Origin of the sequence: Skermania sp. ID1734, from assembly GCF_007489285.1 — a bacterium.
Lineage (GTDB): Bacteria > Actinomycetota > Actinomycetes > Mycobacteriales > Mycobacteriaceae > ID1734.
The window spans coordinates 127,574-134,473 of sequence record NZ_VLIY01000015.1; the positions used below are offsets into that span (position 1 = coordinate 127,574).

General features: G+C 64.5%; 6 protein-coding genes. 4 read left to right on the forward strand and 2 right to left on the reverse strand.

All coding sequences use genetic code 11. The features are described 5' to 3' along the window. Positions 1 to 2 precede the first annotated feature (2 nt). The 3 genes from FOS14_RS18745 (at position 3) to FOS14_RS18755 (ending at position 4,924) form a co-directional block, all read left to right on the forward strand. Complete coding sequence (locus FOS14_RS18745; protein WP_143772340.1) at positions 3 to 1,835, forward strand: complex I subunit 5 family protein; 1,833 nt, start codon at positions 3 to 5, stop codon at positions 1,833 to 1,835. 104 nt (positions 1,836 to 1,939) lie between these two features. Beyond that, entirely contained in the window at positions 1,940 to 3,886 is a 1,947-nt protein-coding gene (locus FOS14_RS18750) for an acyl-CoA dehydrogenase family protein (protein WP_143772342.1), read from the forward strand. A gap of 75 nt (positions 3,887 to 3,961) precedes the next feature. Then, entirely contained in the window at positions 3,962 to 4,924 is a 963-nt protein-coding gene (locus tag FOS14_RS18755; protein WP_143772343.1) for a pirin family protein, read from the forward strand. A gap of 3 nt (positions 4,925 to 4,927) precedes the next feature. Here the strand turns inward: FOS14_RS18755 and FOS14_RS18760 are convergent, their stop codons facing one another. Continuing rightward, on the reverse strand, positions 4,928 to 5,974 hold the full coding sequence (locus tag FOS14_RS18760; protein WP_143772345.1) for a crotonase/enoyl-CoA hydratase family protein: 1,047 nt from the start codon (positions 5,972 to 5,974) through the stop codon (positions 4,928 to 4,930). Positions 5,975 to 6,239: 265 nt separating this feature from the next. On the opposite strand from FOS14_RS18760, the gene FOS14_RS18765 reads away from it, so the two are divergent. Then, the gene (locus tag FOS14_RS18765) at positions 6,240 to 6,593 is read left to right on the forward strand and encodes a hemophore-related protein (protein ID WP_185981831.1); all 354 of its coding nucleotides are present in this window, start codon (positions 6,240 to 6,242) and stop codon (positions 6,591 to 6,593) included. A gap of 49 nt (positions 6,594 to 6,642) precedes the next feature. Here the strand turns inward: FOS14_RS18765 and FOS14_RS18770 are convergent. Then, on the reverse strand, positions 6,643 to 6,900 hold a 258-nt coding region (locus FOS14_RS18770), incomplete at its 5' end, for an integrase core domain-containing protein (RefSeq protein ID WP_143768172.1).

The following is a 6,900-nucleotide window of genomic DNA, read 5'->3' on the forward strand; positions in this document are numbered from 1 at the left end:
TCATGTCGGTCGACGTTGCGGCCCAACTTCTTCCCGTCATCGTGGCGTGTCCGATGGCCGTCGCGTGCCTGCTGCTGGCGGCCGCGCGGTGGATGCCTGCGGGGCTGGCGAATGCGATCGCGACGGCTACCGCCGCGGGCGTTACCGCCGCAGGGGTCGTGGTGTGGTCGACCACGCACCGCACGGGGTGGGTGGTCAACTGGATCGGGAACTGGCGGCCCAAGGCAGATTTCAGCGTGGGGATCGCGCTGATCGTCGACGAACTCGCCGCCGGGCTAGCCGTCCTTGTCGCGGTCCTGATGACCTGCGCGCTCGTGTACTGCCATCGCGGATACGCCCATGCCGGCAACCACTTCCATGCGCTCATGTTGTTGTTTCTCGCGGGGATGGAAGGCTTCGTGCTGTCCGGCGACCTGTTCGACATGTTCGTCTTCTTCGAACTCATGGGCGCGGTCGCCTACGCACTGACCGGCTACAAGGTCGAAGACAAGTCCGCGGTGCAGGGTGCGCTCAACTTCGGCGTGATCAACTCGCTCGGTGCGTACTTGTCCCTCGCCGGGATCGCCATCATCTATGCGCGAGTAGGGCAACTGGGCTTGCCGCAGTTGGGTTTCGCGTTGTCCGGCAAACCCGCCGACGCATTGATCGTCGGCGCCTTCGCGCTGATCCTGACGGGGTTGCTGGTCAAAGGGGCGGTCGTGCCGTTCCATTTTTGGCTCGCGGACGCCCACGCCGTCGCACCGGCGGCGGTATGCGTGCTGTTTTCGGGTGTGATGGTGGAACTCGGTCTGTACGGCGCGGCGCGGGTGTTCTGGACCGTCTTCGCCGGCACTATTCCGCATGCCGACGTCCGCCGATTGTTTCTCCTGCTGGGTGTGGTCACCGCGGTGGTGGGAGCGGTGATGTGTCTGCTGCAACGGCATCTCAAGCGACTCCTCGCGTACTCGACCATCGCGCATGTCGGGCTGTTCCTGCTGAGCATCGCGATGCTCGACAGCGACGGGACGGCCGCTGCAGCGCTCTATGTCGCCGGGCACGCCGGGGTGAAGGCGGCGCTGTTTTTGATCGTCGGTGTGATGCTGGACCGCTATCGAAGCGTGGATGAAGTCGAGTTGCACGGCCGCTGGCACGGTGAGCGGTTGCTCGTCGCGCTGTATTTCGTCGCCGCGTTCGGGCTGGCAGGTTTGCCGCCGTTCGGCGGATCGCTGGGTAAGGCGTTGGCCGAGGAGGCGGTCGCCGTCGGCGGATATCGCTGGGGGCCATGGCTTTACGTCGCGGTGTCCGCTGCGACGGGCGCGGCGGTCCTGCGCGCTGGAATGCGCGTCTTCTTCGGCTGGGGTCCCACGCCGGATGAATCATCGGAGCCGGCCACGAGTGGTGACGAGAAACCCGACACCGGCCGGATGTCGGCTGTTCCGGCCAGCATCAAAGCGGTCATCGCCTTCCTGATCGCCGCCGCCCTGGCGATGGGTGTGGTGCCGGGCGTGGTGACTGGCATGTCCGCGGCCGGCCACAACTTCGTGGCCACGAGTCAGTACCTGGCTCGAGCCCTGTCCGGAACGTCCACCATGCGAACGGCCAACGAAGCGGCCGCGCACTGGACGGTTTCCGGGGTCGTGCTCGGTGTCGTTTCGGCGCTCGTCGCCGCAGCCATGGCCTGCGCGGCAATTTGGGCGCAGACGCTGCCCACGGTGCTGTCCAAAGCTGCGCGCTGGATCGAGATTCCGGTGCGGTCGGTGGAGAGGCTGCACTCCGGCCACGTGGGCGACTATGTCGCCTGGCTGTTCGTGGGGACGGCGGTACTCGGCGGGCTGTTGAGTCTGGCTTTGCGGTAATCCGCATACCGATCAGTAACTTATGTTTCGTTTTCCACCGGCAGGCCTATTCGAGGAGAACACTGGAGTTGACCCAGTGATCGCGCTTTGCAAAAGGAGCTGAGATGGTCTCGTCGCAGAAAGTGGACGCAACGGAAGAACAGTCGAGGGCGCTGGTCGAGGAGTCTCGCCTCGACGGATGGGACAAACCGTCGTTCTGCAAGGAACTGTTTCTCGGCCGCTTCCGACTGGACCTGATTCACCCGTACCCGAAGCCCACTGCAGAACAAACCGAGAAGACCGAGCGCTTCCTGGCGCGGCTCGCCGACTACTGCGCGACCGTCGATGGCCAGGTGATCGAGCGCGAGGAGCGGATTCCAGACGAATACGTGAAGGGATTCGCCGAGCTGGGTTGTTTCGGTTTGAAGATCCCCGAGGAATACGGCGGCGTGGGCCTGACTCAGGTCGCGTACAACAAGGCTTTGGCGCTGATCGGCTCGGTCCACGCTTCGCTGGGTGCGCTGATGTCCGCGCACCAGTCGATCGGCGTTCCGGAACCGCTCAAACTGGCCGGCACCCCGGAGCAGAAGGCGGAATTCCTCCCGCGCTGCGCTAAGGGGGCCATCACGGCATTCCTGCTCACCGAACCCGACGTCGGTTCGGATCCGGCGCGTATGGCGAGCACTGCCGTACCGATCGAGGGCGGAGCGGCCTATGAATTGAACGGCGTCAAGCTGTGGACCACCAACGGTGTGGTCGCCGAACTACTCGTGGTCATGGCGCGCGTGCCGAAGAGCGAAGGGCACCGCGGCGGCATCTCGGCGTTCGTGGTCGAGGCCGACTCGCCGGGCATCACGGTGGAACGGCGGAATCGGTTCATGGGCTTGCGCGGCATCGAGAACGGCGTCACCCGCATGTACAACGTGCGGGTGCCCAAGGAGAACTTGATCGGCAAGGAGGGCGACGGCCTCAAGATCGCCCTGACGACCCTCAACGCCGGCCGGCTGGCCATTCCCGCGATGTGCTCGGCTGCGGGTAAATGGGCGCAGAAGATCGGGCGCGAATGGTCCAGCGAGCGCGTGCAATGGGGTCGCCCGGTTGGTAAGCATGCAGCCGTCGCCAGCAAGCTCTCGTTCATTGCGGCCACCAACTACGCCCTCGAGGCGGTCCTGGACCTCTCCGGTCAGATGGCCGACGAAGGTCGCAACGACATCCGGATCGAGGCCGCACTGGCCAAACTGTGGGCCAGCGAGATGGCCTGGACCATTGCCGACGAACTGGTCCAGATTCGCGGCGGGCGCGGATACGAGACGGCGGAATCGCTGCAGGCGCGCGGTGAGCGTGCGGTACCGGCCGAGCAGGTGCTGCGCGATCTGCGCATCAACCGCATCTTCGAGGGCTCGAGCGAGATCATGCGGCTGCTGGTCGCGCGCGAAGCGTCCGATGCGCACGTCGTCGCGGCCGGGGACCTGGTCAACCCGAAGGCGCCGGTCGCCGACAAGGCCAAGGCGGCGGTCAAGGCGAGCGGCTTCTATGCGAAATGGGCGCCGCAACTCGTCGCGGGCAAGGGCCAGTTGCCTACCTCGTATAGCGAATTCGGTCCGTTGGCAACGCATTTACGCTTCATCGAGCGCAGTTCGCGAAAGCTGGCGCGCTCCATGCTCTATGGCATGGCCCGTTGGCAGGCCAAGCTCGAATACCGTCAGGGCTTCCTGGGCCGGATCGTGGACATCGGCGCCGAACTGTTCGCGATGTCGGCTGTGATCGTGCGGGCACAGAGCCAGCGCGAAGAGGACGCGACCAAGGGCGCGGCGGCCTATGAGTTGGCCGAGGCGTTCTGCGAGCAAGCGACGCTGCGGGTGGAGAACCTATTCGGGGAGCTGTGGCAGAACACCGACGATCGCGACAGCAAGATCGCTAAGGGACTGCTCGACGGTCAGTACAACTGGATGGAGACCGGCATCCTCGACCAGAGCGAAGGCACTGGTCCCTGGATCGCGGAGTGGCAGCCAGGAGCATCCACCGAGGAGAACGTGCACCGCCCGTTCTTGCCGCATTCGAAGTCGGAATAGGACCGGGGAATGTAGTGCCATCCCGTGCTGTTGAGGCTAGCATATCATTTAACTTTCAACTAAATGGAGGATGACATGCCGGCCGTCACAGCAGACACGCTGACCCTGCCGCGGGTGTCCGTTCCTGCGGACAGCACGCAGCGCAAGGTGGTATCGGTGACCACCGCGCCAACCGGCTACGAGGGCGAGGGTTTCCCGGTCCGGCGTGCTTTTGCCGGGCTCTCGCTGGCAGCCCTCGACCCGTTCGTGCACATGGATCAGATGGGGGAAGTCGAATATGCGCCCGGCGAGCCCAAGGGCACGGCGTGGCATCCCCATCGCGGGTTCGAAACCGTCACCTACATGATCGATGGCGTCTTCGAGCATCAGGATTCGCACGGCGGGGGCGGCGTGATCACCAACGGGGACACGCAATGGATGACGGCGGGCAGCGGAATACTGCACATCGAGAAGCCGCCGGAGAAGCTGGTGATGAGCGGTGGGCTGTTCCATGGCGTTCAGTTGTGGGTCAATCTGCCGCGCGAGTACAAGTTCAATCCGCCGAAGTATCAGGACATCCGGGCTCGCGAAGCCACCTTGTTGGCCTCGGAGGACGGCGGCGCGTTGCTGCGCGTGATTGCCGGAGACATCGCCGGCCACGACGGCCCGGGCAGCACCTTCACCCCGATCTCGTTGGTGCACGCCACGATTAGCCCGCATGCGCAGCTGCAGGTGCCGTGGAATCCAGAATTCAATGGTCTGGCTTATGTCCTTGCCGGGCAGGGGACAGTTGGCGCTGAACAGCGGCCGATCCGCAAGGGGCAACTCGCGCTGTTCGGTTCCGGTGACGCTATGACGCTGCAGGCCGGCCCTGCCGCAGCAGCACCGGAACCGAACCTCGAGGTCTTACTGTTGGGCGGTAGGCCTATTCGCGAACCCGTCGCGCACTATGGGCCGTTCGTGATGAATACCCGCGCAGAGCTTTACGAGGCGTTCGAGGACTACCAGGCCGGGCGGTTCGGAGTTATCCCCGCCGAGCGCCTGCCGCACACCGATTGACGTTCAGCGCGGCGGGTCCTGCGGGCTGGGTGCTGGGCCGAACTGAGCACGTTTCCAGTCGCCGAAGGGCTCGTCGCGTTCGCGCACGGCTTCGCGGAATCCGACTGTGGCCGAGCGCAACTGGAATGCGTAGCCCTCTCTGGTATGCCGGGAGATTCCGTCGAAAACCGTACTCACCATCGTGGAGTTGGCGACGCCCTGGGCCAGCAGTGCGCTGTTGAGCGCCAGCTTGGCCATGATGAGCTGATTGATCGGCACCCGGGAAATCTTGTCCAGCAACGCTTCCGTGCGTGCATCGAGTTCACTGATCGGCGGTGCCTCGATGGCAAGTCCCCAGTCGGCAGCCTGCTCGCCGGTGATGCAGTCGCCGGTGAAGAGCATTCGTTTCGCGCGCTGGTCGCCGACGCGGTGCGCCCACATGCCTGCGGCTGGAATTCCCCATACGCGGGTGGGCGGATAGCCGATCTTGGTGTCGTCGGCGCAGATGATCTGGTCGGCATACAGCGCGATATCGGTGCCACCGGCCACGGCGAATCCGTGCAGCTTGGCCACGGTCGGTTTGTTGGCGTACAGCAGGCTCGCGAACCCGCGATTGAACCGGCTCATCATCTGATAGTCGATCATCGGGTCCCAGGTGCCCCACGGATTGTGGTTGCGGGCCTGCACCATCGGGTCCAGCACCGTCCCCGTGGTCGGCGTGTCGGAGGCGTCCGGGCTGTCGGCGTTTTCGGCGAAGATCGACAGGTCGTAGCCGCCGCAGAATCCCTTGCCGCGGCCCGAGACCACCATGACGTGCACGCGGGGATCGAGATCGGCGCGCTCGACGGCCGCGGCCAGCTCGACCGGGGTGTCCGCCGTGATCGCGTTGCCGCGCTCGGGGCGATTGAAGGTGATGCGTGCGATGCGGCCGGTCACCTCGTAGGTGAGGGTCCGGTATTCGACGGCCGGGTCCAGGTGTTCGCGGCCCGAGAACAGGGAATCGTCACCGCCGGTGAGATCCTCGCGCCACGCGTGCGGCCGGGTCCCGGAATGATGAGAGTAATCGGGCAACGCAATACCTCCTGATGTCGTTCGCCGGTTCCACCACGATCATCGCGCCGGCACTCCTTTCGAAAACCGTCGGAGTGCGCTGTACTGGGAATGTTGTGATCCTGCCCGATCGCAACTGGCGAGAGACGAGCCGGGCACGCTCCAGCTTTCAAACCTTTGCATTCTGTTGCAGAACTGTTGGCACTAGCAATATTTCAGTTATTTCACAGCCTTCTCGGGCAGGATTGAACGCATCCAATCACCGGCCACGATGAAGGAGCTCGCGATGAGTCGTGTTGGTGTCCGTAAGGGACTGGTTGTCGCCACGCTGACGGCGGGGATTGTCGTCGGAGCAGCAGGGATGGGCATCGCGTCGGCGGACCCGGCGCCGGCTGTCCAGTGCACCCCGCAGGCGCGCTTGGCTGCGATCGCCGACAGTGGTCCCAAGGTGGCCTCGTTCCTAGCCACTCACCCGGACATGGTGTCGGAGTTGGCCAAGATTCGCTCGCTGCCCAAGGATCAACGCAAAGCCGAGTGGCAGTCCTACCGGGCGAGTCATCAGCAAGAGTTGATGGATTTCAAATCCGCACACAGCGCCATCCACGACTACCGCATGGCGTGCCACCCGCACCATCACTGACCCGCCGTCGGGACTGCCCCGAGTTCAGTTGGCTCGCGGGGTGTGAATTTCAGGCCGCGGTTGCGACTGCTGTGTGGAGCAGTTCGAACTCTATCGGGGTGAGCCTGCCCAGCGCGCGTTGCCTACGGCGTCGGTGGTAGGTCCGCTCGATCCAGGACACGATCGCCAGGCGAAGTTCGGCTCGAGTTGACCAGCGCTGCCGGTCGAGCACGTTGCGTTGCAGAAGGGCGAAAAACGATTCCATGGCGGCGTTGTCGCCGCACGCACCGACACGTCCCATCGATCCGTGTAAACCGTTGTGCGACAG